At 41.2% G+C, this 25,605-nt stretch carries 24 protein-coding genes; 5 read left to right on the forward strand and 19 right to left on the reverse strand.

The window, feature by feature from the left end; all coding sequences use genetic code 11:
- Positions 1-370: 370 nt before the first annotated feature.
- Positions 371-2,551: a catalase/peroxidase HPI gene (gene katG / locus BW139_RS13460; protein ID WP_076920007.1), complete on the reverse strand. Its 2,181-nt coding sequence runs from the start codon at positions 2,549-2,551 to the stop codon at positions 371-373.
- 643 nt (positions 2,552-3,194) lie between these two features.
- Here katG and BW139_RS13465 point away from each other — a divergent pair.
- Positions 3,195-4,076, forward strand: coding sequence for a TPR end-of-group domain-containing protein (locus BW139_RS13465; protein WP_008112666.1), 882 nt, complete (start codon positions 3,195-3,197; stop codon positions 4,074-4,076).
- 12 nt (positions 4,077-4,088) lie between these two features.
- Here BW139_RS13465 and BW139_RS13470 read toward each other — a convergent pair whose 3' ends face one another.
- The 5 genes from BW139_RS13470 to BW139_RS13490 all read right to left on the reverse strand — a co-directional run bounded on the left by BW139_RS13470 (position 4,089) and on the right by BW139_RS13490 (position 9,208).
- Positions 4,089-4,409 carry a hypothetical protein gene (locus BW139_RS13470; protein WP_008112665.1) on the reverse strand — a complete coding sequence of 107 codons (321 nt, stop codon included), beginning with the start codon at positions 4,407-4,409 and terminating at the stop codon, positions 4,089-4,091.
- A 9-nt stretch (positions 4,410-4,418) separates the two neighbouring features.
- The gene (locus BW139_RS13475) at positions 4,419-5,120 is read right to left on the reverse strand and encodes a nuclear transport factor 2 family protein (protein WP_054201473.1); all 702 of its coding nucleotides are present in this window, start codon (positions 5,118-5,120) and stop codon (positions 4,419-4,421) included.
- Positions 5,121-5,210: 90 nt separating this feature from the next.
- Complete coding sequence (locus BW139_RS13480; RefSeq protein WP_076920008.1) at positions 5,211-5,954, reverse strand: ferredoxin--NADP reductase; 744 nt, start codon at positions 5,952-5,954, stop codon at positions 5,211-5,213.
- Between the two features lie 1,270 nt (positions 5,955-7,224).
- Positions 7,225-7,926 carry a purine-nucleoside phosphorylase gene (deoD, locus tag BW139_RS13485; RefSeq protein ID WP_008110728.1) on the reverse strand — a complete coding sequence of 234 codons (702 nt, stop codon included), beginning with the start codon at positions 7,924-7,926 and terminating at the stop codon, positions 7,225-7,227.
- A gap of 64 nt (positions 7,927-7,990) precedes the next feature.
- Complete coding sequence (locus BW139_RS13490; RefSeq protein ID WP_008110730.1) at positions 7,991-9,208, reverse strand: phosphopentomutase; 1,218 nt, start codon at positions 9,206-9,208, stop codon at positions 7,991-7,993.
- A gap of 192 nt (positions 9,209-9,400) precedes the next feature.
- On the opposite strand from BW139_RS13490, the gene udk reads away from it, so the two are divergent.
- Together udk and BW139_RS13500 are read left to right on the forward strand one after the other, a co-directional pair.
- Positions 9,401-10,030: a uridine kinase gene (gene udk / locus BW139_RS13495; RefSeq protein WP_008110733.1), complete on the forward strand. Its 630-nt coding sequence runs from the start codon at positions 9,401-9,403 to the stop codon at positions 10,028-10,030.
- A 17-nt stretch (positions 10,031-10,047) separates the two neighbouring features.
- Positions 10,048-11,271 carry a NupC/NupG family nucleoside CNT transporter gene (locus BW139_RS13500; protein ID WP_008110735.1) on the forward strand — a complete coding sequence of 408 codons (1,224 nt, stop codon included), beginning with the start codon at positions 10,048-10,050 and terminating at the stop codon, positions 11,269-11,271.
- Between the two features lie 304 nt (positions 11,272-11,575).
- Here BW139_RS13500 and BW139_RS13505 read toward each other — a convergent pair whose 3' ends face one another.
- The 13 genes from BW139_RS13505 to BW139_RS13565 form a co-directional block, all read right to left on the reverse strand.
- Complete coding sequence (locus BW139_RS13505; protein WP_254844972.1) at positions 11,576-12,298, reverse strand: ABC transporter substrate-binding protein; 723 nt, start codon at positions 12,296-12,298, stop codon at positions 11,576-11,578.
- A gap of 240 nt (positions 12,299-12,538) precedes the next feature.
- Entirely contained in the window at positions 12,539-12,748 is a 210-nt protein-coding gene (locus BW139_RS13510) for a cold-shock protein (protein ID WP_008467029.1), read from the reverse strand.
- Between the two features lie 259 nt (positions 12,749-13,007).
- Positions 13,008-13,721, reverse strand: a complete 714-nt coding sequence (locus BW139_RS13515; protein ID WP_076920010.1) for a hypothetical protein — start codon at positions 13,719-13,721, stop codon at positions 13,008-13,010.
- Positions 13,718-14,458 (reverse strand): iron transporter, encoded by a 741-nt coding sequence (locus tag BW139_RS13520; protein ID WP_076920011.1) that lies wholly within the window; start codon positions 14,456-14,458, stop codon positions 13,718-13,720. Before BW139_RS13520 ends, BW139_RS13515 begins: the two co-directional genes overlap by 4 nt.
- Positions 14,445-14,798 (reverse strand): cupredoxin domain-containing protein, encoded by a 354-nt coding sequence (locus BW139_RS13525; protein ID WP_008110741.1) that lies wholly within the window; start codon positions 14,796-14,798, stop codon positions 14,445-14,447. The genes BW139_RS13520 and BW139_RS13525 overlap by 14 nt, the downstream gene beginning before the upstream one ends.
- Positions 14,791-16,092, reverse strand: a complete 1,302-nt coding sequence (locus BW139_RS13530; RefSeq protein WP_076920012.1) for an ATP-binding protein — start codon at positions 16,090-16,092, stop codon at positions 14,791-14,793. The genes BW139_RS13525 and BW139_RS13530 overlap by 8 nt, the downstream gene beginning before the upstream one ends.
- Positions 16,079-16,747, reverse strand: a complete 669-nt coding sequence (locus BW139_RS13535) for a response regulator transcription factor (RefSeq protein ID WP_076920013.1) — start codon at positions 16,745-16,747, stop codon at positions 16,079-16,081. Before BW139_RS13535 ends, BW139_RS13530 begins: the two co-directional genes overlap by 14 nt.
- An 11-nt stretch (positions 16,748-16,758) precedes the next feature.
- Positions 16,759-17,406 (reverse strand): hypothetical protein, encoded by a 648-nt coding sequence (locus tag BW139_RS13540; RefSeq protein WP_076920014.1) that lies wholly within the window; start codon positions 17,404-17,406, stop codon positions 16,759-16,761.
- A gap of 14 nt (positions 17,407-17,420) precedes the next feature.
- Complete coding sequence (locus BW139_RS13545) at positions 17,421-18,191, reverse strand: SDR family oxidoreductase (protein WP_076920015.1); 771 nt, start codon at positions 18,189-18,191, stop codon at positions 17,421-17,423.
- Positions 18,188-18,877 (reverse strand): TenA family transcriptional regulator, encoded by a 690-nt coding sequence (locus tag BW139_RS13550; protein ID WP_076920016.1) that lies wholly within the window; start codon positions 18,875-18,877, stop codon positions 18,188-18,190. Before BW139_RS13550 ends, BW139_RS13545 begins: the two co-directional genes overlap by 4 nt.
- Positions 18,870-20,348 (reverse strand): AMP-binding protein, encoded by a 1,479-nt coding sequence (locus BW139_RS13555; protein WP_076920017.1) that lies wholly within the window; start codon positions 20,346-20,348, stop codon positions 18,870-18,872. Before BW139_RS13555 ends, BW139_RS13550 begins: the two co-directional genes overlap by 8 nt.
- Positions 20,345-20,998 carry a thermostable hemolysin gene (locus tag BW139_RS13560; protein ID WP_076920018.1) on the reverse strand — a complete coding sequence of 218 codons (654 nt, stop codon included), beginning with the start codon at positions 20,996-20,998 and terminating at the stop codon, positions 20,345-20,347. Before BW139_RS13560 ends, BW139_RS13555 begins: the two co-directional genes overlap by 4 nt.
- 95 nt (positions 20,999-21,093) lie before the next feature.
- A complete protein-coding gene (locus tag BW139_RS13565; RefSeq protein ID WP_076920019.1) occupies positions 21,094-22,608 on the reverse strand; it encodes a sensor domain-containing diguanylate cyclase in 1,515 nt (504 codons plus the stop codon).
- Positions 22,609-22,911: 303 nt separating this feature from the next.
- On the opposite strand from BW139_RS13565, the gene BW139_RS13570 reads away from it, so the two are divergent.
- Together BW139_RS13570 and BW139_RS13575 are read left to right on the forward strand one after the other, a co-directional pair.
- Positions 22,912-24,720, forward strand: coding sequence for a glycoside hydrolase family 3 protein (locus BW139_RS13570; protein WP_076920020.1), 1,809 nt, complete (start codon positions 22,912-22,914; stop codon positions 24,718-24,720).
- 1 nt (position 24,721) lies between these two features.
- Entirely contained in the window at positions 24,722-25,456 is a 735-nt protein-coding gene (locus BW139_RS13575) for a 5-oxoprolinase subunit PxpA (RefSeq protein WP_076920021.1), read from the forward strand.
- Positions 25,457-25,605: the final 149 nt, after the last annotated feature.

A 25,605-nucleotide genomic window follows, 5' to 3' on the forward strand; every position in this document is an offset into this window, starting at 1 on the left:
ATTTATAAAAAAGCAAAGAAAGGCTCTGTTTTTTTTGCTCATTTGCACCCATTCTTTGCTGTTTGTGCAAATAATTTTTAAGTGATTTATTCACCACTGAGGTTATGAGGCGCTGCATTTTACCCGCGACTCGCAGCTCGAAGCCCGTTGTCTTCTCATTTACTCTCATTCGCTTCTCTGTGTTCAAATAGCTTTTAGTGAATTATGCACAAAGAGGGCTATGAGGCGCTGCGCTGAAAGAGTAGGTTAAAGGATAAAGATTTCAGATTTTAGCACTAGCTCGCGCCTCGCAGCCCGTTGCCCGCAGCTCGTAACTTTCAAATAATAAAAAAAAGGAGCATTACTGCTCCTTTTTAAATATTACTCAGGTTTATTTAATATCAAACCTATCGGCGTTCATTACTTTTACCCATGCATTTATAAAGTCGTGTACAAAACGGGTTTTGTTATCGTCTTGAGCATAAAACTCTGCTAATGCACGTAGGATTGAGTTTGAACCAAACACTAAATCAACCCGCGTAGCCGTGTATTTAGTTTTACCGCTTGCACGATCAACTATGTTGTACTCGCCTTTACTTGCAGGTTCCCAGCGGTTGTTCATGTCGGTTAAATTAACAAAGAAGTCGTTACTCAGTACGCCTACGTTGTCGGTAAATACGCCATGCTCACTATTGCCATAGTTAGTGCCCAGTACGCGCATACCAGCTAGTAACACGCTCATTTCTGGCGCGGTTAAGCTCATTAATTGGCTGCGCTCCAGTAATAGCTCCTCGGCGGATACAGCGTAGTCTTTTTTCAACCAGTTTCTAAAACCATCATGAATTGGCTCTAATGGCTCAAATGACTCGGCGTCGGTCATATCATCAGTTGCATCGCCACGCCCTGGGGCAAATGGTACGGTTACATCAACCCCGGCCTTTTTAGCGGCTTGCTCTACTGCAGCGGTGCCGCCAAGTACAATTAAATCAGCCATACTAACAGGCTTAGTTAAGCTCGCTTGCAGTGTTTCAAGTGCGCTAAGTACCTTGGCTAAACGCGCAGGTTCGTTACCTTGCCAGTTATTTTGCGGACCAAGGCGAATACGGGCGCCATTAGCACCACCACGGTGATCGGAGCCTCTATAAGTACGTGCACTGTCCCATGCGGTATTAATTAAGTCGGTTTCACTTAATCCACAATTGAGTAGCTTCGCTTTTAAGTCGGTTATTTCAGCGTCGCTTAAGGTGTAATCAACCGTTGGAATTGGATCTTGCCAGATTAAATCTTCGCTTGGTACATCGGCACCTAAATAGCGCGATTTTGGCCCTAAATCACGGTGGGTTAACTTAAACCATGCGCGAGCAAATACGTCAGTAAAGTACTCAAAATCGTCATTAAAACGCTCAATAATTTTACGATATGCGGGATCGAGCTTCATTGCCATGTCGGCATCGGTCATTATTGGGTTTAAACGAATTGATGAGTCTTCCACATCAACGGGTTTATCTTCTTCTTTAATATTAACCGGCTCCCACTGATGAGCACCGGCAGGGCTTTTTGTTAGCTCCCATTCGTAATTGAGTAACAATTTACAATAGCCGTTATCCCATTTAGTTGGGTAGGTTGTCCATGCGCCCTCAATACCTGAGGTCATGGTATCGCGGCCAATGCCACGCGTTTTATAGTTATTCCAACCAAGGCCTTGCTCGTGTACGTCGGCAGCTTCTGGCTCTGGGCCTAAATTTTCTTCTTTACCATTACCGTGAGTTTTACCAACAGTGTGGCCTCCAACGGTTAGTGCTGCGGTTTCTTCGTCGTTCATGGCCATGCGGGCGAAGGTTTCCCGAACTTGATCTGCAGTTTTAAGCGGATCGGGCTTGCCATTAACCCCTTCTGGGTTTACATAAATTAAGCCCATTTGTACTGCTGCTAATGGGTTTTCCATGGTGTCGGGTTTATCAACCTGGGTATATCGCTCATCACTAGGCGCAAGCCATTCTTTTTCTGCGCCCCAGTAAACGTCTTTTTCTGGATGCCAAATATCTTCACGGCCGCCAGCAAAGCCAAAGGTTTTAAGTCCCATTGATTCATACGCCATATTACCGGCTAAAATAATCAGATCAGCCCATGAAAGCTTATTGCCGTATTTCTTTTTAATTGGCCACAGCAAACGGCGAGCTTTGTCGAGGTTGGCATTATCGGGCCATGAGTTAAGTGGAGCAAAACGTTGATTACCCGTACCGCCACCGCCTCGGCCATCCGCTAAACGATACGAGCCCGCAGCATGCCACGCCATACGGATCATCAGGCCACCATAGTGCCCCCAATCGGCTGGCCACCACGGTTGGCTTTGAGTCATTAAATTTTTTAGGTCGGTTTTAAGTGCCTCTAAGTCGATTGAATTAAAAGCGTCGGCGTAATTAAAGTCGCTATCGTAGGGGGTAGTTTTACTATCGTGCTGATGAAGGATGTCTAAATTCAGTGAATTTGGCCACCAATCTGTATTGGTGTTTTCAGTTGTGGTATTACTGCCATGCATAACCGGGCATTTACCCGCTTTATGATTATCCATATTGAGCTCCTTTTTAAATATAAATAAAAACGCCCATGCTTACTGCTTTTGGCATTCACCAATTGGGAGCGCTGTTATTTTTTTGCCATTATATTAATGACGTGTACGGTCTCTGCTTATTCAATATACGTGTAGCGGCTTTGATACGCTAGAGCAAGACGATGCTTTAAAACGATTACAATCATTTATAAATATGATGGTGCTGTCAGTTGTGTGCTTAATATTAAAACTTTTTATAAAATAGATGATCGTTATTAAAAATAGCCACGTAATGTATGCTGAAGGGTTTGAAAGTGACTTAGGTTATCTTAAGTGCACAGTGGAATACCCCCCCCTTCGCCATGAAATTATAGTTATAAAAGGTGTATAAACTATTTATGCACCTTTATTTCTTCCCTATTTTTAACTATTTGAATTTAGTTAAGTAAAAATTCAGGTAGGCACATATACACTAGGCCTTATCTCCTATTGTTCCCTGAGATGTTGATGTAGTTTTTTCCAGCCCACCTTGGGCTGGTTTTTTTTGCCTATAATTACTGCTACTCAAGTTAATGCCAGCTTCCCTATACTCACCCTAGTACCAATGATGTGCGCATGTTAGAGTTAACAAAGCGATTAATTAATTTTTTAACTAGGCATATCAATGCGTTTTTATTTTTTACTATTTATTGTTTTTATAGGTGCTTCATCTGCAGTGCAAGCTGCTGATAAAAACACCGCGACCTTGGATGAGCAACAGCAACGTGAATTAGCGCAGCTAAAAGAGCCAATGTATAAGCCATTACTTGAGCGTTATATTCTCGACGAACTAAAGTCGGTTCGCCAAGATCAACAAAAACTGCGTGAAGACGTGACCAAACAAGTTACGCATGCACAGTTAGACACCGCCGATCGGGCGCTTACCTACACCACAGATACCATTAATAATGTATTTTTTATTATTACTGCCACCGCCTCTATTTTAGTATTGGTGGGCTGGAATTCACTACGTGATGTAAAAAATAAAGTAGAAGATATAGTAAATACTCGAGTTAGTGTTATTACTGACGAGTACGAAGACCGCTTGAAAATTTTAGAAGAAAAACTGCGTGTACGTTCTGAAGAAATACTCAGTAACCAAGAACGTATATCGATCACCAACGAAGTTCATTCGTTATGGATGCGAGCCAACCTAGAAAGTGATATTGCCAATAAAATTGAAATATTCGATGAGATTTTAAAACGTAAACCAGAAGATGTAGAAGCCATTGCCTACAAAGCGGATGCATTATTAGAGCTAAATGAAACTGAGCAAGCCATTGAGCTTTGCAATCAAGCCATTGATATAGATAGTGATTACGGATATGCCTATTGGCAGAGAGCCTGTGCGTATGCTTTAACACATGAACATGCAGATGCCCTAGCTGATATAAAAATGTCGCTTGAATACTCGCCTAACTTACGAAACGAGCTACTTCACGAAAGTGCTTTTGCCAGCCTACATGATAACGATAGCTTTAATGCTATTGTTTCAAACGAAGCTTAGGGTCTGCTGACCCTAGCGTTTGAAGTATAAGTCTATTGATTTAGAGAGCAGCTCGTCTAGCTGCTCTTCAAAGTCTTCTATGTCAATTTCAAAATGATTTAAGTACGCTTTAGCCTGCACCTGAGATAAATTGCGGTTTTTAACGCTGTATTGGCGCTCATCTTTTTGCTTGTCGTATCGAGGTAAAAATAATAACTGCGCATAATAAGGCGATTTAATGTGCTTGTTCGCAAAGCGACAAAAGTCTTCAATGTGGTCTACGCCATCAGGGCCTAAACAGCCTGGCTCTACTCGATACATTACACGAATTTTTTTCTCGTCACTTAGCTGCATAATTAATAATTACCTAAAAAATAAAACCCTAACCACTTTACCATCTTTAATCTGATAACTTGATATAAGCTCTGAACGTTTATCTATAACGTTCGCATCCGTTGAACAGGTTTCTGACAGTTCATGGTCTATTACAATATCACCATGCACAATACGCTTGATTGGTGATGAGTGCAGACACTTAAGTTTTTTAAACATAATGCCATAACGCGCTATTAGTTTTTCTTTACCTTTAAATAATAGCTCATTCGGGAAAATATAAAACTCAACATCTTCATCATACATGCGAATAAATTCTTCAATGTTACGCGCGTTGTAAGCATTTACTAATTGCTCAACAACAGCAAGTGACTCACGCGACTGTTTTGCTTTGGCTTGTTGCTTTGCTGTGAGTGCTTCTTTTGCTTGTGTAACTGCTTGCTCAGCTTGCGCAACAGCCTGGGCTTTATCCGCTTTACTATTAGGCTGCTGAACGGGCTTTGTAGATTCGCTGCCAAGTACTTGAGAGTCATCTGCTTTTACTTTATCAACAACCGGCTTTTTTGGTGTATTAGCCTCTTGGCTTAATGTATCAAGCGCGTCTTGTTGTTGCGCTGCATTTTTTTGCTGTGTTTGTTTAGTCTCGTCCAGCGGTGTTGATTGCTCTATAGCATGACTATTTAACGTGAAAGCGGCCAATAAACAGGCACAAATAATAAATAAAGATTTCATGGATTTCCTAAGTACGAAGACTAAATACAATTAAAGCGCAACATAGCAAATTTTAGGCCTCTGAGATAGTTATTATAACGTTATAGCTCGCTACCAATACTGCTCAACCGTGATATGTCCCGGCTCTTTTCGACGATTACGCTTATAATTTTGAGCCAATAATAACTCTGTGGTGTCTTTAACCATTTGCGGATTACCACACAGCATAAATTGGGCATTATTTGGTGTAGCCCATAACCCCACGTGCTCATATAAAGCATTATTTTCAATCACAGTGGTAATTCTGCCTGCTAAGCCTTGTAAAGGCACCTCACGGCTAACAACCGGAATATAGTTGAGTTGACTAGGATGTGATTTTATTAGTTTGTTAATAAGCTCCTGATAGCTTAAATCGCTATTTTGCCGTACACCATGCACTAAATTTATGTGTTTGTATTTTTGCCATACTTCGCTCTGCTGTAACATTGATAAAAATGGCCCAATTGCTGTACCTGTACTGAGCATCCACAATTGCTCACTCGCTGGCACTTCGTCAAGAGTAAAAAAGCCAGTCGCTCGGCGCTCTATTAATACGGTGTCACCTGGTTTTAGAGTGGCTAAATGAGAAGATAGTAAGCCATCAACTACGTTAATGAGGTAAAACTCTAAATCAGGGCTCTGGGGGGCATTAACATAAGAGTAGGCACGCGCTATACGTTTATCACCATCCATAATAGAGAGCTTAGTAAATTGCCCTGCTTTAAACGGCTCTACATCGGCGTGAACAGTTACGCTAAATAACGAGTCATTCCACCATTTAACTGACTTTACCGTGGCATCAATCCAATTAGACATAGGTTACTCCAGAGTTTAAGGCGCGTTACTAGCTATCAGCTAAGAGTTTAAAATTGTTTATTTTAAAGGCACGATTTATAACTTCAACATTAGCATTAAGTTATAAATACTGACAGGGAAATAAATGACAAGACAACTTTCGGGCTACGGGTTTCGAGTAACGAGCAACGAGCTAGTGCTAAAACCTTTTGAACACAGAGAAGAAAATGAGAAGTAAAAGAGAAAGTAAAACATCAAACTGGTAGCAGCGGGTTTACCCCGCGTCTCTATACTTAATGACCTAAATCTGACGCGATATAAAATCGCTGCTACGAAAGGCATTTACTGCTAAAAACATTTTTTCACCACAGAGGGTTCCGAGGCGCTTTGCGCTACACAGAGGAAGATTGGTATTTTTTAAGCATTTCTCTGTGTTCTCGGTGGTAAATACATATCTGACGCGATATAAAATCGCTGCTACGAAAGGCACTTACTGCTAAAAATAATTTTTCACCACAGAGGGTTCCGAGGCGCTTTGCGCTGCACAGAGGAAGATGGTTTTTTTTAAGCATTTCTCTGTGAGCTCTGTGTTCTCGGTGGTAAATATTTTTTAAATTAATGACCTTGCGCGGCATAAAGCCCCGCCTAAAGTAAATTTTGAAGGTAACCATATTAGTAGTCGGGAGTTTACCTCCCGCATTTGTGTTTAATATCCTAGACCTGACGCGATATAAAATCGCTGCTACGAAAGGCACTTACTACAAAAAACAATTTTTCACCACAGAGGGTTCCGAGGCGCTTTGCGCTGCACAGAGGAAGATGGGTATTTTTTAAGCATTTTTCTGTGAGCTCTGTGTTCTCGGTGGTAAATATTTATTTTTAATTAATGACCTTGCACGGCATAAAGCCCCAACTACAGTAAATCCGATTATTAATCATACCCTTAGGCGGGGGTTTACCTCGCGCATTTTAATATGACGTCTAAAATCTAATTTCTTGTTTAAACACAGAGAAGTGAACGAGAGTAAATGACAAGACAACTTTCGGGCTACGGGTTTCGAGTAACGAGCAACGAGCTAGTGCTAAAACCTTTGACCTAGTACCTGAAACCCAGGAACATAAAGCTCGTAGCTCGAAGCCCTTGGCTCGCACCCCGCACCTAAATTTCAGGCATAAAAAAAGCCGCATAAAATGCGGCTTTGGGGGTTTAGTCTCACTTCACTTTGGGCGTGTCTCCAAAACTTAGTGAATACGTTACCAAGGAACTGTTATATTTAACCTAAACGGTGGATTAAATTGACTCTAGGGCAATTTTAACCATTTCGTTGAACGTGGTTTGACGCTCATCTGCAGGTGTTGCTTCGCCGGTGATCACGTGATCGCTTACGGTGAATAATGCCATTGCTTTTGCGCCATACTCTGCTGCAACGCCGTATAGGCCAGCTGTTTCCATATCAACCGCAAGTACACCTAGTTTGTCTAGGTCTTTGTAGAAAGTGTCATCAGCTTGATAGAAAGTATCGGTAGTAAATACGTTACCTACTTTTGCATCAATGCCTAAATCTTTAGCCGCATTAACGCCGTTTAAAAGTAAATCAAAGTTAGCAATCGCTGCAAAGTCAGTACCACGAACACGGGCACGGTTCACGTTAGAATCAGTGCTTGCACCTTGTGCAAAGATTACGTCGCGAATTTTAATATCGCTGCCAATACCACCACAGGTACCAATACGGATAATATTTTTAACGCCAAAACTAACAATAAGCTCACGAGCATAAATTGACATTGAAGGAATGCCCATGCCAGAACCCATAATGCTCACTGGCTTACCTTTGTAAGTTCCAGTAAAGCCGTACATGTTACGTACGCCAGTTACTTGCACTGCATCATCTAAAAAGTTTTCAGCAATATATTGTGCGCGTAGCGGATCGCCTGGCATTAATACTGTTTCGGCAAAATCACCTACGTTTGCACTGATATGCGGAGTACTCATTGATTGTTTTCCTTTTGTTTGGCTAAAAGCCCTATTACTTTAAAATAGCGAGCGTATTTCTAAGTTATTTAACTGTGTTCAGCTTATCAATAAAGCCATCACCATATTCTAACGCTTTAAGGTTAAACCATTGCGCAAGTGTTTGACCGATATCAGCAAAGCTATTGCGTTCGCCCAGTGGCATGTTGTTCATTCCTGGCTGATAAGCAATAACTGGCACATATTCACGTGTGTGCTCAGACCCTGGAAAGGTCGGGTCACAGCCATGATCGGCGGTGATCATTAATAAATCATCTGGCTTTAGCTGATCTAAAATAGTTGGTAAGTAATCATCAAACTCTTTTAGCGCTTTAGCATAGCCAACAGGATTTCTGCGATGGCCAAACTTTTCATCAAAATCAACTAAATTGGTAAAAATTAAACTGTGATCCTGCGCAGTGGCCATCACTTCACTGGTTTTTTCTAGCAAGTTCATTAACCCTGGCGCTTTATGCTTTTGGGTAATGCCTTGGTGCGCATAAATATCTGAAATTTTACCAATACTGATTACTTCGCCACCGTCTTTTGCAAGTACATCAAGCAATGTTGGCGAAGGCGGTAATACTGAATAATCACGACGATTACCGGTTCTGGCAAAGTCTTGACTATTTGAACCCAAAAATGGCCGCGCAATCACTCGTCCTATATTCATTTCATCAAGCAGCGCCCGTGCGATTTCGCATACTTGATAAAGCTTCTCTAGACCGAATGATTCTTCATGCGCGGCTATTTGAAACACACTGTCAGCTGAGGTGTAACAGATTGGTTTACCTGTTTTTACGTGCTCTTCACCTAGCTGCTCTAAAATGGTGGTTCCCGATGCATGGCAATTGCCTAAAATGCCCGGAATACCTGTGCGAGCAATAAACTCGTCTACAAATTCTTGTGGGAAACTCGGTTGTGTTTTTGGGAAATATCCCCAATCAAATAACACTGGCACGCCAGCCATTTCCCAATGACCCGATGGCGTGTCTTTACCGCTTGAAAGCTCTTTTGCATAACCCCATGCACCTTGTGGCTCATTTCGGTCAGCAATTAAACAGGGTTCTTTACCAGCGGCTTCACATGCATCAACTAACCCTAATTTTGAAAGGTTAGGAAGCGAAAGCTTACTGCCAGTTTCGTCATAATATGCCTTGAGTAAATGTGCGAATGTATTAGCACCTACATCACCGAATTTATCTGCATCGGGTGCTGCGCCAATTCCTAAACTATCCGCCATTAAGATAATTGCTCTTGCCATTGTGACCTCACATCTGTTCTAGGTGGTTACTTTATCTGCTCTTCGATTTTTCCGTACAGGACATAAGTCCTGTTTCATAAAACCTAAACATTATAAATTTGCACTCTTAAGCGAAGCAAAAGAGATTAATCGTGTCTTTTTTGCTATTGTGATCTACCAACAATATATCCTTCTGTGTGGGTGAGAACTTTAGTGACACGAACTATTATAGCTATTGCAGGCGCATCGGCGTCCGGCAAATCTCTATTTAGCCAAACAATTTATAATGAATTGGTAAATGAGCTTGAACCAGGCGCTATCGCCATTATTGAAGAAGATGCTTATTACAAGGATCAATCGCATTTGCCGATGGCACATCGTACGCAAACGAATTACGACCATCCTGATGCATTTGAACACGAACTAATGCTTGAGCATTTAACACAACTTCGTAATGGCCACTCTGTTGAAGTACCAACTTATGATTATGCCCAACATACACGCAGCGATAAAACACGCCGTGTGGCTTCGGCTAAAATACTCATTGTAGAAGGTATTTTATTACTGAGCGATAAAGCGCTTAATAAAGAATTTGATATCAAGGTGTTTATAGATACACCGCTAGATATTTGTTTAATGCGCCGAATGCAACGCGACATGGAACAAAGAGGCAGAACATTACAATCTGTTGTTGAGCAATATCAAGCAACTGTTAGACCGATGTTTTATCAATTTATTGAGCCTTCAAAGCATAACGCTGATTTAGTTGTGACTCGAGGCGGTATGAATCGCGTTGCGATTGATATTATAAAAAGTAAAATAAAGTACATTTTACAAGAATAACAACGGGAAACGTTTGTATGACAACATTTATGAGCTTAGTAGGCATGATGGTGCTACTAGGCATTGCCTTTGCAGCCTCAACTAATCGCAAAGCAATAAAACTAAGAACCGTGGGTATCGCATTTTTAATGCAAGTGATTATCGGCGGATTTGTACTGTTTTTTGAAGCAGGCAAAAATGTATTAGCGAGTATGTCTCGCGCCGTTTCATCGGTTATTGGTTATGCCAACGATGGAATTAGCTTTTTATTTGGCCCATTAGCTTCGCAAGATACGCTAGGGTTTATTTTTGCAATTCAAGTATTGCCCGTTATTGTGTTTTTCTCAGCGTTGGTTGCTGTGTTATATCACTTAGGCATTATGGATTGGATTATTAAAATTTTGGGTGGCGGTTTACAAAAATTATTGAAAACCTCACGCACCGAGTCGCTTTCAGCCACAGCAAATATTTTTGTTGGTCAAACTGAAGCGCCTTTAATTGTTAAACCGTTTATTGCAACCATGACCAAGTCGGAATTGTTTGCCGTAATGGTTGGTGGTTTAGCCACCGTAGCAGGCTCTGTAATGGCCGGTTATGTAATTATTGGTGTTGACCTTAAGTATTTAATTGCAGCCAGCTTTATGGCGGCACCAGGCGGTTTCTTAATGGCAAAAATGATAGTGCCAGAGACAGAAACACCTAAAGATGATTTAGCCGAGATAGATTTAGGCGATGACAAACCGGTTAATGTTATTGATGCAGCAGCATCAGGCGCAGCAAACGGTATGCAGTTGGCACTTAACGTAGGTGCAATGCTACTTGCTTTCGTTGCGTTAATTGCTTTACTAAACGGTTTATTAGGCGGTATTGGTGGGTTATTTGATTACCCTACATTAACGCTACAAGAAATTTTAGGCTACTTATTTGCCCCTGTTGCATGGTTACTAGGAGTACCGTGGAATGAGGCAATTATAGCCGGCAGTTTTATTGGTCAAAAGTTAGTGGTAAATGAGTTTGTTGCTTACTTAGACTTTATAAATTATCGCGATACGTTAAGTGCGCATACACAAGCAATTGTTACTTTTGCATTGTGTGGCTTTGCTAACTTATCATCGATAGCCATTTTACTAGGTGGATTAGGCGGTATGGCGCCTAGTCGGCGAAAGGATATCGCACGCTTAGGGCTCAGAGCAGTGTTAGCAGGATCTATGGCTAACCTTATGAGCGCAGCAATTGCTGGGTTTTTCCTCTCGCTAGCTTAGAAACTTAATGAGATGATCCATCTGTTGCAAAACAATAGGATAGCGCTTTAAGGGGTTAAAGCACTATCTGACTTGAACGATACTTCACCAAGGGCCGCAAGGCCCTTTTATCGTTTTAGTACCTCTACTTTCTAAATCCTCAACAACTCGCCCCCCAAAATTATCCTTTGCTAATCACGCACTTCTTACGCCATCAAAAGCCAAGGTAGCGAAGTTAACAAGGGTGAATGGCTGTGAAGAGGTAATATAGGCATTATTAAGCGGGAACTTTTTGAGCTTTTCTGTGCTCAGTCGACCTAAAGGTTTAATTTTTTACATAACGTTTAATGTAAGGTTCATAGCCAGACTCTGCTTTAAGTTGCTTTAATGCTTGATTAAAACGTTCTACAATCGCAGGTGAAGCAGCTTTATTAAAACCAATATAATTGCCTTTTAGCTCATCTACATGAATTTGTTTAAGCTTTACTAGGTCATCTCTAGAGTAGCCAAATGGTTCGGTTTGGTGGCCTATGGTAAAGTCAGATCCAATAATTAAATCGATACGTTTTTTAAAAAACAAACGCATAAATGAGTCTGCTTCACTAAATAGCAATAAGTTTTTATCAGCTACAAACCCAAGTCGACGCACCAGCATTTCATAAATATCGCCTCGTACTATGCCTAGCGAGTAGTTTTTAGCTTGGGTGATATCGTCCATGACAATATGTTCACTGGTTTTTAATTTATAAAAATAGGTTTGATTTGACACCAAGGGTCCAACCCATTTAAAAAGAGGTTCTCGCTCTTGCGTTTTTGCCAAAGAAAAAATGGCTGACTGTGGGTTACTTTGCACTAAGTGGTAAGCACGCTTCCAAGGTAGCATTATAAACTCGCACTCTAGCGCTGCACGGGCACAGGTATCTTTTACTATGTCATGATTGATACCGGCCAATTGACCAGTATTATCTTTAAAATTGTACGGGGGAAAACTTTCGGTATAAATAACCAGTTTAGGCTCAGCAGCCTGAATATTTTGGCTAAATGACAACCCTAAAGCTAATAATATAAATTTATAGATACACACCCCCTGTGGTTTAAGTATTAACTTTAACCTAGAAACCCCATAGAGACTATTAATTTATAGCACTGTTTATGATGTGAAAATAGCAGAGGACGTAAATAGAAATATAAATGACAGAAATGATGGAGCTGTGGTGGGCAGATCTTAAATTTTAGGCACAAAAAAAGCGCCTTAAGCGCTTTTTTTCATTTTACTTAAAAAGTAAAATTATAGAGCTGTGATGTTATCAGCTTGAGGACCTTTTTGACCTTGTGAAAGAGTGAACTCTACACGTTGGCCTTCAGCTAAAGTTTTGAAACCTTCGCTTTTGATTGCTGAGAAATGTGCGAAAACGTCTGGACCGTTTTCTTGCTCGATGAAACCAAAACCTTTAGACTCGTTGAACCACTTAACTGTACCTGATACGATGTTAGACATAGTATTATTCCTGATATAAAAATTAAATTGTGCCCTAGTGGGCGGTGTAGCAAAAAATGAGATGGTACTTAAAAACTTCAGGACGGTACTACAAGTATTACTTATACAACAACGAAATGGAGATTTATAAATTACATGCTTTCTTTCTAGCTGCGGCCTACTATATAGAGTTACAGTGACAAGTCAACCTTTTATGCAATTTAATTAATAAAATAACGCTCGTAACCCACTTTATACATTAAGTACTTGTTTAAGCAGCTTAAAACTCAAACTCTAACGCCATTCTAAAGCTATGATTCTTCTCTGACTGGCTGATTTCAGTAATAAAACCGGCTTCCCACTTTAATTGTTTTTGCCCATCAAAGCGGTGTAAACCAATAAACCCTGGACCAATACCCACAAAGTCTTCCCCTAAATACATTTCAATCGCAGGTTGAAATGCAGCACGATAGCGGTAACGATACTGCGCTCTAAACTCACTTTCCCACTCGTTTTCTATGTCTTGCCCCCACTCGTACACTAAAAAGGCATTAAGCGTTAAACTGGCGCGACCCATCTCTTTTTCAACTACAAATCCCGTTGTGGCTTCAAAAACATCTTTGGTGTGTTGTTTTTCTAGTTCAAACAAAGCGCCCCAATCGGCCCATAATCGGCCTTGTTCTATTAGTTGCCATCTAAGCTCCAATTCATACGCTTGTAAGCCAAAGTCGCCGTTGTCGTCTCGCTCACCCACTAAATAACCTTCTAGTGCCATGGTATCGTTAATTGCCCCGCCCATCCCTAAACGCTGCGCTAAAATATTGCCGCTATCAGTTTGGTGCGATACGAATCGCCATTCGACCTCGCGTTCAAACGGCAAAACGTACGGGTGATATACTTTATCCACCACCATTCCATCGGCGTGCGCGTGTGTGGGTATCAATAAACCAAAACCAATTAACACAGCACCTGCAAATAACTTCATTGCCTTCATGATTGTTCCTTAGCCATTGATTTAGGAATAAAATAACAAACAGATAAAAAGACCATGCTGCTTAGGATATAACTTAAAACACTGGTTAAATTAGGTGTAGCCTCATAACCAATAAACGCACGCAACATACGCCCAAACTCTGAATTTTCGGTTAAAATAGCACGTAAATCCCAAACCGTTGCGGTGGTTGCTATCACATCAATTTGACTGGCTAAATCCAGTGCTACCACTAGTTTTGCTGCACTATTTAGTGCTAGTAAAAGTAAAATAGGGGAAAGTCCGAAACGCTGTTTAATGGCACTCAATAAAAAGTACAGCAACACACTAAAACTACTGCATATCCCAAGCCCTAAAAAAGTGCCAATAAATAAGCTTTGTGCCGCTTCGTTGCTTTGCCAAAATCCAATTAAATAAATTATGTAATGACTCAAATAAAGCGTCATCACACTCATAATTGCGATAATAAAAGCAGCTGTTGCTCGTTTAACGGCGTAGTGCAGTGCACTGAAAAAAATTAAAATACACAAGCCAATCTGAGTATATTCTAAACCTTGGTAATCGAACCAAGGGCTAATAATCGGGGCGCTTTTTACAAATAAAAATGTTAAGCCTATACCTAAACCAAGCATACCCAGCAACCGTAGCAAACTTTGCTTCGCAATCACTTGCAGCAAAATAAGTAAAATGGCGACTGGCAGTAACTGATTGAGGCTCATCACTAAACTAGTTATTAGCATTGGGTTGCTCCTTATCAGTGACAATAACAGCACCGCGCGCAGTATTTGGCGAAAACTCACCAAAAAATTCATAGCGGCCAGGTGTTAATGGCCCAATATAAATCACGCTTTTACGATTAGGGTAAAGCACTTTCTCTCGGTTGAGATCAAAGCTGTCGAATTCTTCAGGCGTACTATCTTGATTTTCGATTAACAAGCGTACCTTTTTATTAGCTGGCACGACGATTTCTGCGGGGTAAAACAAATGATCTTTAAGTACAACTAAATACTCTTTGCTAACAACATTAAATGACAAAAATATGCAGCAATATAAGTAAGGGCTAATAAGTCGTTTAATCACATTTAGCTCCTGCAAAAACCACCTGCACCTTTAAGCCGCCCAAAGCGCTATCCGTTAAATTAATCTGGGCGTTATAAATAGCGATAATATGCTGAACTATTGCCATGCCCAAGCCAGCTCCCTGCTCACCTGAAGGATGTTGATCGCCGCCAACGCGATAAAAGCGATTAAATATCCGTTTTTTTTGCTCATCCGTCATACCTGGGCCACTGTCTTCTATTTGCCAAATACGCTGCCTGTGCGTTTGATTTAGGGTTATTTTTATTTGTCCATTTGCTGGCGTGTACTTAATGGCGTTACTGAGTAAATTTGAAATCAACGTCACTAAGGTAAATTCATCACCATTAATAATAAAGTCATCCCCATCAAGGCTGATGGAATGATTTTTAGCCGCCAATTTATCATATAACTGGCTAACCACGGCTTGGCTAATGCCCAATAATGACTGTTCTTTAAATTGCTTTTGCCACTGCTCTGGCTGAGTGCGTCCGAGGATCAACATTTGCTCTACGATATTGGTGAGTCGATTAATACCTTGAGTCATGGCTTGTAACTCTTGGTTATCACCTTGCTGCGCCGCAAGATTATGCACATTTATTTTTAAGCTACTCAAAGGAGTACGTAACTCATGGGCCGCATCAGAGGCAAAAAAGCGTTCTCGTAAATAGGCGGTTTCCACGCGTTTAAATAAGTCGTTCAAGCGGCTGATCACCGGTTTTATTTCTTCATCGGTTACCTGCCAATTAATAGCAGTAAAGTCATTTGCTTGGCGCTGTGCTAGTTGCCTTGATAAGCGTGTTAATGGGGCTAATGCGTACTTCACAAAAAAGCTGATAAACAAAGCAAGTAAAGGAACCGCCCAGAGCATAGGTAACATGGCCGACAAAATAACCGCTTCGGCGAGTTCAAATCGTTTAGCTATTGGCTCGACAACGATCACCGTGCGCAAAGAGGTTTTAAACACAAACACTCGCATGCGCTGACCTGCAATATTTAGCGTTTGAAAACCTGCTTGATAGTGGCTCAAATCAAGATTCAGCTCATCAGAGCCGCTCAGTAGTTCACCTGCTTGCCAAATTTGGTACAACAACTGCGTGCTTCCTTGGGTTTTAGGCGCCATGGCGTTTATAGATAAAGGCTGTTGCATCAACACTCCAGCGACTACTTTTAGCTCACTATCAAGTAGTTGCTCACCATGGCTCATACTTTTTTGGTAGCCTTTGACTAAAGCTAAAAAGCAGGTTAATACCATCATTGACAGTAAAATAAGCGTCAGCCGTTTACGAATTGACATTTTTTCCTACTACGTAGCCAATACCGCGGAGAGTTTTAATAAAATCGCTGGGGAATTTTTTTCGAAGGTGATGAATATGCACTTCAATGGTGTTAGAGCCAACCTCTTCACCCCACTGGTACAGTTTGTTTTCTAACTGCTGTTTAGATTGCACGCGACCTTGGTTTTCCAATAGTGCCTTTAGCAGCATGTATTCTTTTCGTGGCAGAGAAAGCAGCTCATTGCTGAGTGTGACACTATGCGCTGACGTGTCCATAGTCACTTCACCACACTGTAATAAACTCGACTGAGCTTGATTTACTCGTCGGCTCGCTACGCGCAAACGAGCAAATAATTCGGCTGGTTCAAATGGCTTAGCTAAATAATCATCAGCGCCCATATCAAGCCCTTGCACCTTGTCATCTATGCTACTACGTGCAGTTAGTATAACCACCGGAATCACTTTTTTTTGCGCTTTTATGTGCTTTAGAATTTGTGAACCATCACCATCGGGTAAACCTAGGTCAAGTATAACCAACTCTATTTCACCACTGCCTAAGCATTGCAATGCATGCTTAACCGTTGCGCTATGCTCTACACTGTAGCCTTCTTGGCGCAATGAGCGGCAAAGCCCTTGGGCTACAAGGTGATCGTCTTCGACTAATAATAAATGCATTGTGGCGTGTGTTATCTCTTTAGTTTTTTATCAACTTTAGCTAATAATTGGCTAATTGCTCGCTGGCGATATTTGTCCGCTTTGGGGCGAGTATCACGAATGCCCGCCGCTTGTGCAACTAACAAATGGGCTTTAGCTTGTTTGTATTGGCGTTCATCATATAAAAACTCACCATACAAGTAGTTAGTATCAATGCCTTTTTTGTTAAAAGCGAGCGCTTGCTTAAAAAACTTGTCGGCGGTGTCATCATCACCAAAGCCAATAGGCCACCCCGGTACTTTACTGTATAAGGTTGCTAGGCTGGCATACGCTGAGCCACCTAAAGCACTGTCGTCTATTTTAAGGGCTTGCTCTAATGACGCCTTTGCATCTTTAGCATAACCGAGCGCCCCTAAACCACCTTTTGCACCAGCAAAACTGGCCAGCACAATGCCATTCCACGTATAGCTATTTGCCGAATCCGGATAGTGTTTCGTAAACTCACTACTTTGCTCACTTAACGCTGTAAACGCTTTAATTTGGGCATCGTCTTTAAGCTCATAATTAGCCACCGCCCATTGCTGTTGGATTGCCAGTAAATCACTTTGCTCATCGGCCAGCACCGGTGATGAACTCACGCACGCTACTATGAAATAGCTCACTAAATTAAATTTTTTCATCATAAGATCCTCTATTAACCTAAAAACTGCTTTATTTTAGGTAGTTGCTTTGCAATAGCGCTATCAACAATACGCGGAAATACGCCATTAATGCGGGCAAACAATTTTTCAGGAAAACCAATAAAACGTCGCGGATTCGCACTGTGCAATAGCGCAACCAACTCATCTGCCACTAACTGTGGAGAGTCCATTTTGTTACCTAGCGCTTTATTCATTGCCCGTGTTTGTGCATCATTAATATCTGTATCGGTAGCTCTTGGTGCTAAATAGCTTACTTTAACGGGTGTATCTGAAAGCTCTCGTGATAGCGCTTCGCTAAAACCACGCAAACCAAATTTGCTCGCGCAATATAAAGTTTGATACGGATAACCTATGCTGCCAAACGACGAGCCGACATTAATAATACGCCCCTTCGATGCGTGCAACTGCGCTAAAAACAGCTGACATAACTTCATAGGAATAGCCAAGTTAGTGTTCAGTATCTTGTCGATTTGTTCACTACTCGATGCACTTAAGCTTTGCATCACATTAATGCCTGCATTGTTTATCAGTAACTTAGCGCCACCTAGTTGCTTAGCTTTAATGGCTAATGCCAACATGTTTTCTGCAACCGTTAAATCACCGACAAAAACCATACTGCCAGGACATTGGCTACTTAACGTATTGAGGGCATCACTATTTCGCCCTACCAAAAGTAACTGCCAACCTTGGCCGTGTAGTGTTTTGGCAATGGCTTGACCAATTCCACCTGTCGCACCAGTTAATACACATAAGCCGGTATTCATGCGTGTTGCTCTTGTGCTGATGCTTTAAAAAACGGCTCGTCGTCTAAAGCGCGAAAAATATCGCCGTACAAACGATAAAAACATTTTGCGCCATGTAAAATAGCCTGTTGATCCGCCTCGTCAGTAATTTGATTCATTAAGTTTTCAAAAAACTTAACATGCTCTATATCAAGCGCGCCGTGAGAGGTTAAATAGCTAAACGCTTTTTTAGGAAGTCCTACTGCATTTGCTATGTTTGATGCGGCACCGTCGGCTAGCGCAATTGAAGTTCCTTCTAATACGTGAACCATGCCAAAAAAGCTAAGCGGATTTTTACGTGCAATACTATCGTAGGCATACGACACCATCATTTCAGTGGCGAATTGTGGCTGACTATGGCGCACACTTTCTTTATCAAACCCACAGGCTGCAATGTCGTTTAGCACCCACTCTTGATGACCAATTTCTTCTTCAATATATTCAGCTACCGCTTCACGTAACCATTCTTGCTCATCAGTTAAACGTGCGCCAAGTGACATCATTAAAGGAACGGTGTGTTTTACATGATGATAAGCCTGTGCTAAAAACGAGGCATACTCTTCAAGCGTTGCTTGTCCGTTAAATACACGCTGTATAATTGGCGCAGCTAATAAGTACTCACGCTCGTTTTGAGTTTGTGCTTTTAATGTATTAAAAAAATCACTCATGGATCACTTCTCCAAGTCGGTAAAACTGTTCAAAAATAGGGCTGTAGTGCTGGCTAATTGCTGCTCGTTTAGGGCGATTATTAGCGGTTAATAATCCTTGTTGCTCGTTTAAAGGTTGGGCTAAACGGTGCCACTTTTTAATCTGTGCGTAGTCAGGAAGTTGCTGGTTTACTGTTTTTAAATGTGCTTTTAATTGCTCATCACTAAATCCGGGAGCCGCATAAATAAGCGCGCTTAAAAATGGCTGGCTTTCACCAAACACCACTGCTTGCTGTATCGCACTTTGGCTTATAATTAATGATTCAGGCCATTCGGCGCTAACATTACGCCCCATACTGGTGATGATCAGATTTTTTACTCGCCCTTTTATGTACAGCTTATTATTACGCTTAGATACTAAGTCGCCAGTGGCGTACCAGGTGTTTGGGTTATGCGGCGCTTGATTTAAATACCCTAAAAATAACGATCCTTTAATAAATAACTCACCATTTTCAACTTTGGTTTCAACGTGCCCTAATACTTCACCAGCACTATTTATGTCGTCATCATTGGGGGTGTTTAAACTCACCACTGAGGCCGCCTCAGACAGACCATAACCTTGATAAACCGGTAGGTTATATTCTCGTGCAGTTAAAATTAAAGAGTCACTAACCCGCGCCCCGCCAACAGCAATAAACTTAAGTGACTTTGGTGGCTGCCAGCCTTGTTTTGCAAAGGCAATTAAACACGTTAATAACTCAGGCACTAAAATAAGGGTGTTAGGTTTTACACTATCGATTGCGCTAATGAGTTTGTTAGGGTTTTTTAACCCTGAGCCAACAAAACCTAATTCGTTTAATGGCATTAAATGTACACAACCGCCACTTAACAAAGGCGCATACACACCGGCTATATTTTCCAGTAGTACTGGCAGCGGAAGTAAGCATAAATGCACGGGATTGCTAATGTTTATTTGCTCACATAACGACTTAGCGACCTGCATCTGGCTTTGTGTTGATAAGCACACCCCTTTTGGCTCGCCAGTAGAACCTGAAGTAAAGGTAATTTTTTGCGTACCAGTAAAATAGTCCACAGGCTCAATCGCATCGAGCTGATAAATATAAAGGGTATAATGCTCAAATAATGTTACTGACAGCGAATGCTTACCTAGCGAATGACGAGGCATATCACTAATAAAAAACTGCGCACCGCATTGAGCTAATACATACTGTGTTTGCTGCTGACTAAAAAAATGGGCAATAGGCACCGCAACCTTATTGGCAGCGCTGGTTGCGGCATCCACAACCAGCCAAGCGGGTGTATTATCAAGCTGAAAGGCCATTGCACCAGAGTCTAAAGCGGTAAAAATAGCTGTCAGCTTATTGGTTTCTTGTTGTAACTCCAAAGCGCTAATAGGCAGTACCTGATTGGCTAAGTAGCTAACAACCACAGGCTCATTCGCTACCTTATTAATATTATTTAATAGGCTCATAAGCGCTCCAACACAGTCATCAATGCATTAATTTGTTGTGTGTTTTGTTGTTTAATATTTAACAGCATGGGTGTGTTTAGCACTTGCTGATGTGCCTGCGCTAAATCAACAATGCACACCGTTGGCTGGTTCTCATAATAACTACCCCAGCTTTTTGGCTGCTCAACTACACTGCCATTAGCCAGTGCAATTTCGTTGCAGCTTACACCTAGTAAACGTAATAAGGCGCGTACTTTATTGGTAGCACAAAACACTAAGTGGCTCGCGCCAAAGCCGCACAAAGCTTCATTTACAATAATAAAATGAGACAACGTGGCTTTTCGATGTGTTGAGCATAGATTACCTAGCTCAAATACCGTATTTCGCGGTGTGCCTGGTGGTAAAAATTGCTCGATGGCCGCAGCTAAATATTGCTCAATAAATAAAGCAGAGGTTGCACTTCTTAAACCTAAAGTGCACTGACCTTGCACAGTTTGGTACTGGCATAGTAACGGCATAAATGAACTAAGATGAGCATTGTACGCCGTTAAAAACCCTTGTTTAACGGTGTTTTCAAGGCGCTGGCGGTGCTCATCATTTTGCGTAGCAGTAAAAAAATGAAAAAGCTGTTGAAACCGCACAGCGGGGGAATGATGTTGAGCTAGTTGCATAAAAGCATCGCCTGTATTAAATCTATAGATAAAATTTAATCAGTGAAACTTAAATAAAACTTAAGGTAAGTTAATTTTAAAAATAAATTTAATTTTTAGCTGGCTATCACACACTTATTACGGCCTGTTTCTTTGGCATGATAGAGCGCTTTGTCAGCACATTTATATACTTGGTCAATATCATCACTATGTTGTGGCCAAGTGGCGATACCAATAGATACATTTATATAGCCTACTTTTGCCATTAATGTGCTGGCTACTTGGTTGCGTAAACGCTCAGCAATAACAAACGCACTATCACTATTTTCGTTAGGTAATACTAGTAAAAACTCTTCCCCACCGGTGCGTGCCACAATATCGTGCTTGCGCGATAGCGATTGTATAATGTGAGTAAGGGTTTTTAATACTTCATCACCCGTATCATGGCCAAACGTATCATTAACCCGTTTAAAAAAGTCGATATCAATTTCAAGCACAGCAAACGGTATATGTTTATCCATTAGGTTTTCAAGCAATATGTTTAAGCCACGTCGGTTATGCGCGCCAGTTAGCGGATCGGTAAGTGCATCTTGACGTAATTGCCCCATTTGCGATTGCAAAACATGAACGCCTTCTAACATCGCGTGTTTAAGCTGGTTACTTTCGAAGTACCAAGACTTAATACCTTTAAGATGATCCACATTTTTCTTATCGGTTGATAAATTGGCGCTATCGGCTAATAGCCTTAACGGCTTAGCAATATAGTGAGCTAACATAGCTATTAATAAAAAAGTAATGAGTACTATGGGTAACATTCGTTTAAGCACCAGCCCTTGAAAAGTGTCTAACTTAGCAAGTGTTGCTGCTTCACTTCGCTGCGCAACAATCCCCCAATTAGCAAGCTCTACGTGGGAAAATCCGGCCAGCATGGTCACTCCCTGACTATTTATAACCCGAGTGTATCCATCTTCACCTTGCAACACTCGCTCTATTACTGGGTTATTAAATACTTGCTCACCAATGCGCTGAGCCTCAGGATGATAAAGTAAGGTTTTGTTGTCAGCGACCACGTAAAAGTACGCTCCGCCATCGTAACTATGCTGTTTCAACAAAGCATTTAAAATACTTTGCTGCTCTAAATAAAAGCTACCGCCTATATAACCGTAATAATTCCCCGTTTGATCAAACAAGGGGTAAGAAAGCACTACAATTAAATTATTAGCAAGCGAAATATAAGGCAGACTGACCTGCGGACGTTTTAGCTTAAATGCTTGCTTAGAATGGGGTGAATTAACGGTTTTATTAATAATATTTAAAGACACAGGTGAGGCTGCTTTAACCACACCTTGCATGTTTATGGCAACTGAATTAAAGCTATGTGTCTGATTTAAAAGTCGGTCGGTTTCAGCTTGGAGTAACTCAGTGTTGGTAATATCATCAGCAATAATTTTAGCTGAAAACTCTAGCTGCTGCATTGCCGCTGCTAAAAAATGCTCAGTTGCTGAGGCTAACTTACTGGCAAATACATGATTACTTTGTAGGGTATCTTCTATTACCCGTTCTTTTTGCATTTGATAACTAATATATAAACCACTAAACAAGATAGCAGCTGCAGCGGGTATAGCTAACAAAAGAATTAATTGCCTAAGGTTAAAAGTAAATGGTAATCGAAAACGCAACTTAATATCATCCTAAGCAAATAAAAACGACTGCTATGCACTGCATACACCATTAATATAATACATAAATAGAACTAAGTGACCTAATTTTTGTTATTTTTAGGATAATTAAATCATACGGTTTATATTTGCTGGCTTTTGCAGTTAAGCTCAATAATAGTTAAGCTGCATGCACTTTATTTTTATTTAGCCTTGAGGTGTGTGTTGCTAAATAAGTACTTGTTATCGTCTTCTCTTTTTTTAATCGGATGTTTCATGCCAATAAAATCTTCTTTTGCCGATTCTTCGCTGTCACTTAAACAGCAACTTGGGCAAAAGCTCATGCTCGATTTGCGCTATTTTTGTCACCAAGGTAGTAGCCAGCGCTGTAGAACGCCATTAACCGAATTGCCCGATGAATTAGCAAAAGCAATTAGCCGTTATGATATTGGCGGGGTGATTTTGTTTTCTGAAAACATCCAAAACATAGAACAAATAATTAGCCTTAATCAGCAGCTACAACAAGCTGCATCTGCATCAAAATCAGGCTTGCCACTGTTTATTTCTATTGACCAAGAAGGCGGACGTGTAGCTCGTTTACCGCGCGATGTGGCCACCTCATTCACCGGTAATATGTCAATTGGCGCAACTTATCCTGAGCATGGTACTTATTTTGCTTCCCAAACAGCACAGGTACTGGCCTCTGAACTCTCAGCGCTTGGCATTAATGTAAATTATGCGCCTACGGTTGATGTGAACATGAACCCTGACAATCCGGTCATTAATGTACGCTCTTTTAGTGAAAACCCCGATGAAGTTGCGGCACTGGGCGCGGCACAAGTAATTGAGTTTGAAAAAAACGGTATTATTAGCGCTATAAAACACTTTCCAGGACATGGCGATACCAATGTAGATAGCCATACAGGCTTACCTAAAGTAATGCATTCAAAAGAAGTTATTTACGCTCAAGATTTAGCACCGTTTAAACAGATTATTGAGCAGCATAGTCCGGGTATGATAATGACCGCACATATTCAATACCCTGAGCTTGATAGCAGCACATTAACTAATGTAGAAGGGAAACAAATGATCAAACCCGCGACCATGTCGCGTAAAATCATGACCGATATCCTTCGCGATGAGCTGAACTATCAAGGTGTAGTGGTAACTGATGCACTTGATATGGCCGGTATTAGCCATTTTTTCAGCCCAACTCAAGCGATTATAAACACCTTTGCAGCAGGGGTTGATATTGCGCTGATGCCAATAGAAATTAGAACGCCTGAGGATATAAATAAACTTGATGCGCTCATTGACTCTTTAGTCAGTGCAGTTAAAACAAAACAACTAAACGCAGACGAAATTGCCCATTCGACGCAGCGTATTACCTCGCTTAAACATCAATTTAAATTACACGCTTTGCCTAACCCCATTAATGCATTAGCCAATGCCAAACAGGTTATTGGTAATAAAGCACATCGTGAATTAGAAGCATCACTGGCGTTAGCGGCAATTACCCAAATAAAAAACAACAATAACACTTTACCGCTTAAACTTAGCGCGGATCAGCATATTCATATTATTATGCCCGACACCCGCAAGTGTATGGCAATGCAACAAGCAATTAGTGCGTTAAGTTCACAACCACTCAGTTTTAGTTGCAGCAGCTTACAGGGCTTTGATCCAAGTGAAGCGCAGCGCAACATAAACCAAGCAAGTATTGTTATTGCTGGCAATGCAACGCCGAATCAAAGTGCAGTGGAAATTGGCGGTATGGATGACTTAGCCGATAACCCAAACTTTGCCTTAAATAACGCAGAGCAACCTAAAGCGCTTGAGTCATTACTAAAAATGGCTAAACAACACACTCCCACGGTATTTATTAGTTTACGTGCACCGTATGACATTGCGCAATTTGGTGACTATGCTGATGCAGTGCTTGCTTCCTATGCTTATAATATTGATATGGATAAAAACGAGCTGGTATCAGGGCCTGCCTTTACTGCACTGGCGAAAGTATTATTAGGCCAAGCTCCAGCCAAAGGCCAATTACCGGTAACAATTAAACAATCGAAGAGCCATTAATATGAAACTTAATTGTGATTTAGGCGAGAGCTTTGGCGCATGGCAAATGGGCCTTGATAACGATGTTATGCCCCATATTGATATGGCAAATATTGCTTGTGGCTTTCATGCAGGTGATTCGAGTGTAATGGCGCATACCCTAAAGCTGGCTAAACAACATAATGTTATGATTGGCGCTCACCCAAGCTACCCCGATAAACAAGGATTTGGTAGGCGTTCAATAAGCATGAGCGTGCCTGAGCTCACTCAATGTTTGCATTATCAAATAGCCGCTCTTGATGGCATGGCAAAAGTACAAGGGCTAACCCTTAGCTATGTAAAACCCCATGGTGCGCTATATAACGACATGATGACAAACCAGCAACTACTCACCACTGTTATGGGTGCAGTTGCCAGTTACCCTGCAAACTTAAAGTTAATGATACTCGCCACAGCCGATGCCAAGCTACATCAAACAATGGCTCGCCACCTTGGACTAACACTAGTATTAGAAGCGTTCGCAGACAGGCAGTACACTGACCAAGGGCAATTAGTAGCACGAAATATAGCCGGCAGTGTGCATAACAAAGACGCATTATTAGCTCAGGTTAAGCAGCTTTTAGCCAGTAACAGTGTAACTACTCAATCTGGAAAATCGTTAACGCTAGTCGCTGACAGCATTTGTGTGCATGGCGATAACGCCCAAGGCATTGCAATTATTGAAGAGATAAAGGCGCTTTGCTCAGCCAATAACTAAAGTCAAAAATACAGATTAAGCTGTAAACCCCCTTTACAGCTTTTGCTTTCTTTTACCACCTGCATTCATTGGTAGTTTTAAATGCGAGCTTCGTCGCATCTGACTATAAATTATCCCTCTACTACCCTATAAATAGATTAGTGATTTAA

Source organism: Pseudoalteromonas sp. SK18, assembly GCF_001974855.1.
Classification (GTDB): domain Bacteria; phylum Pseudomonadota; class Gammaproteobacteria; order Enterobacterales; family Alteromonadaceae; genus Pseudoalteromonas.

Excerpts from the sequence above, each read along its gene's own strand:
- BW139_RS13510 (WP_008467029.1), bottom strand. The coding sequence starts at position 12,748 with ATGTCTAACATCGTATCAGGTACAGTTAAGTGGTTCAACGAGTCTAAA.
- BW139_RS13545 (WP_076920015.1), bottom strand. The coding sequence starts at position 18,191 with ATGAATACCGGCTTATGTGTATTAACTGGTGCGACAGGTGGAATTGGT.
- BW139_RS13540 (WP_076920014.1), bottom strand. The coding sequence starts at position 17,406 with ATGAAAAAATTTAATTTAGTGAGCTATTTCATAGTAGCGTGCGTGAGT.
- BW139_RS13475 (WP_054201473.1), bottom strand. The coding sequence starts at position 5,120 with ATGAAATCTTTATTTATTATTTGTGCCTGTTTATTGGCCGCTTTCACG.
- BW139_RS13520 (WP_076920011.1), bottom strand. The coding sequence starts at position 14,458 with ATGCTAATAACTAGTTTAGTGATGAGCCTCAATCAGTTACTGCCAGTC.
- BW139_RS13555 (WP_076920017.1), bottom strand. The coding sequence starts at position 20,348 with ATGAGCCTATTAAATAATATTAATAAGGTAGCGAATGAGCCTGTGGTT.
- deoD (WP_008110728.1), bottom strand. The coding sequence starts at position 7,926 with ATGAGTACTCCGCATATCAGTGCAAACGTAGGTGATTTTGCCGAAACA.
- BW139_RS13560 (WP_076920018.1), bottom strand. The coding sequence starts at position 20,998 with ATGCAACTAGCTCAACATCATTCCCCCGCTGTGCGGTTTCAACAGCTT.
- BW139_RS13470 (WP_008112665.1), bottom strand. The coding sequence starts at position 4,409 with ATGCAGCTAAGTGACGAGAAAAAAATTCGTGTAATGTATCGAGTAGAG.
- katG (WP_076920007.1), bottom strand. The coding sequence starts at position 2,551 with ATGGATAATCATAAAGCGGGTAAATGCCCGGTTATGCATGGCAGTAAT.
- BW139_RS13575 (WP_076920021.1), top strand. The coding sequence starts at position 24,722 with ATGAAACTTAATTGTGATTTAGGCGAGAGCTTTGGCGCATGGCAAATG.
- BW139_RS13550 (WP_076920016.1), bottom strand. The coding sequence starts at position 18,877 with ATGAGTGATTTTTTTAATACATTAAAAGCACAAACTCAAAACGAGCGT.
- BW139_RS13465 (WP_008112666.1), top strand. The coding sequence starts at position 3,195 with ATGCGTTTTTATTTTTTACTATTTATTGTTTTTATAGGTGCTTCATCT.
- BW139_RS13480 (WP_076920008.1), bottom strand. The coding sequence starts at position 5,954 with ATGTCTAATTGGATTGATGCCACGGTAAAGTCAGTTAAATGGTGGAAT.
- BW139_RS13535 (WP_076920013.1), bottom strand. The coding sequence starts at position 16,747 with ATGCATTTATTATTAGTCGAAGACGATCACCTTGTAGCCCAAGGGCTT.
- BW139_RS13490 (WP_008110730.1), bottom strand. The coding sequence starts at position 9,208 with ATGGCAAGAGCAATTATCTTAATGGCGGATAGTTTAGGAATTGGCGCA.
- BW139_RS13515 (WP_076920010.1), bottom strand. The coding sequence starts at position 13,721 with ATGAAGGCAATGAAGTTATTTGCAGGTGCTGTGTTAATTGGTTTTGGT.
- BW139_RS13530 (WP_076920012.1), bottom strand. The coding sequence starts at position 16,092 with ATGTCAATTCGTAAACGGCTGACGCTTATTTTACTGTCAATGATGGTA.
- BW139_RS13500 (WP_008110735.1), top strand. The coding sequence starts at position 10,048 with ATGACAACATTTATGAGCTTAGTAGGCATGATGGTGCTACTAGGCATT.
- BW139_RS13570 (WP_076920020.1), top strand. The coding sequence starts at position 22,912 with ATGCCAATAAAATCTTCTTTTGCCGATTCTTCGCTGTCACTTAAACAG.